Source organism: Limnofasciculus baicalensis BBK-W-15 (assembly GCF_024178385.1).
Taxonomy (GTDB): domain Bacteria; phylum Cyanobacteriota; class Cyanobacteriia; order Cyanobacteriales; family Coleofasciculaceae; genus Limnofasciculus; species Limnofasciculus baicalensis.
The window spans coordinates 1-2,036 of record NZ_JAMZMM010000626.1 but is presented as its reverse complement, the minus strand read 5'-3'; the positions used below and the strand labels follow the sequence as shown (position 1 = coordinate 2,036).

At 43.1% G+C, this 2,036-nt stretch carries 1 protein-coding gene; it reads right to left on the bottom strand.

Translation table 11 applies throughout. From position 1 onward, the window contains the following. Window positions 1-116 precede the first annotated feature (116 nt). The coding region (locus NJ959_RS28910) for a CHAT domain-containing protein (RefSeq protein WP_254015211.1) at window positions 117-2,036 on the bottom strand (1,920 nt) is incomplete at its 5' end.

Sequence of the window (2,036 nt, the reverse complement as noted above, 5' to 3'; positions counted from 1 at the left end):
CTCTGTCGGGTTGTCGCTACTAAATGAATTTATTCTCTGTCGGGTTGTCGCTACTAAATGAATTTATTCTCTGTCGGGTTGTCGCTACTTAACGATATCTTCATTCCCTAAAATACTCATTTTCCCACACTACAAAATCCTGCCCAAAAATAAGGTTCATTAAAAGGCTGACTATCATTGCCATTTTCCGCTGCAATTTCGTTAAATTTATTTCTTAAGTCTATTTTCACAGCTTCACTCAGTGGCGACTGATTCACCCAAGTGATAAAATCTGTTACTGTAGTTGTGCGTAACCAGGATACGGCTGAGGTTAGGGCTACTGTAATATTATCCTGATTTGGGTTAGTAGTTGGTACTTCAGTACCATCAGTATTTGGGTTAGTAGTTGGTACTTCAGTACCATCAGTCGGGTTAGTAGTTGGTACTTCAGTACTATCAGCGCTAAAGCGCTTACTACGAACTTGGGTAAATTCTTGATAAAATTTTAACATCAATAAGGCTGTGGCATCGGATCTTACTCTCCACTGAGTGGCGATGACGTTGGTACTCCCGGCGAGGAGGAAGGAGTATGGTAAACTCAAATATTCATCGCTATTGGCAAATTCCGGTAAGCCGCTTTCGCAGGCGGAAAGAGTGACGAGGCGACAGTTTTCTAGTTTCAGGTGGGTGATAATGTCGGCGACGGTAAGTTTATCGTCGGCTAACTCTAAACCGGAATCTAGGGGAGAGTCAGAATTAAAGTAGCCGTGACAGAAGAAAAATAGGTTATTGGCGGTTTTGAGTTGGGGATGGTTTAAGAGGTTGGCTTTTGTGGCGTTATCGTGTTTGAGAATAGTTGCGGTAGTAAATTCTCGTTTAATGGCGGGAATAATCCCTAAATCTGTCTCGTATAAATCCTCGGTTGGGGTTTGGATGGCGAAGAAGTGCTTAAAGTCGGGGCGTTGGCGTTGTTGTAGTTGCTGGAGAAGTTGACAACTCGGTGCATAGCTGACTCCTTGGGGAAAGATATCGCCTAAATATTTATCGTTTACCTTCTCTTCCCCCATTCCTACAGGAAGTGAATGAATCGGAAAGTGATGTAAATATTTATGGGGAATCAGGATAAGTCGCTGACATGATTTGACTTCCTCCCGTTGCAGGATGTCGTCGATATGTAGGATTTTGGCTAATTCATCGAGTCGGGAGGTGAGGGTATTTTTCCATTCTTCTGTGTTTTCACTATATATATATAGATATTCGTTTGCCCAGTTTTGTAAGTTGTCTAAATCTTCTGGTGTGGATTGCCAAAGGGAAACCTCTCCCCCTTCCCCTCCCCTCAAAGGAGAGGGGGGTTTTGAATTGTCTAAATTTCCGGTTCCCTCTCCTAAGAGGAGAGGGTTAGGGAGAGGTCGATTCGGTGTAATAATGAAGGTCAGTATTCTATCGGATGTAATATACCATTCCAGAATAGCGGTGTTTTTGTCTAAGGATTTTTGAAATTCCTGTAAGTCGAAGCTACCGCCGATGGGCAAGTATCTGTCTTGTAATTCATTCCGCTGTTGTCGCCACTGTTGCAGGTTAGCGGCTAATTCTTGGGGGTTTTCCTTTTTACTGGTTTGGATGAGTTTTTGCCCGCTGGCTATTTTATCTCGTAATTCCTCTAGTTGAGTAACGACAGGAGCGGGAAAAAAGTTACTGCTATCGCGAATTAGGATATTTTCCACTAAGTTACGGGTTTTACTCCTTTCGGCGTAGGTGAGGGCTTGGGGTATTTTGCCCAAGGCTACTGAAATTTCCACCATTAGCCGATAATTTTCATGATATTCCTCTGCTAGTTTCTGTTTTGTCTCATCCCCGGAAAGAATCTCCTCCCGCAAAGACTCTACTGTCTTAATCGCAGATGCAAGAATTTTCTCGGCTTCCAGGAATCGTTTATCCTCTTGATAAGCCAAGCCTAAGTTAAAGGAAGTTTCGATATGGTTTACGGGAAATGCTGCTGGGGTACGGATTTCCAGTGAATTCTGATAACAGGCGATCGCAGTTTCTATGTTATCAGC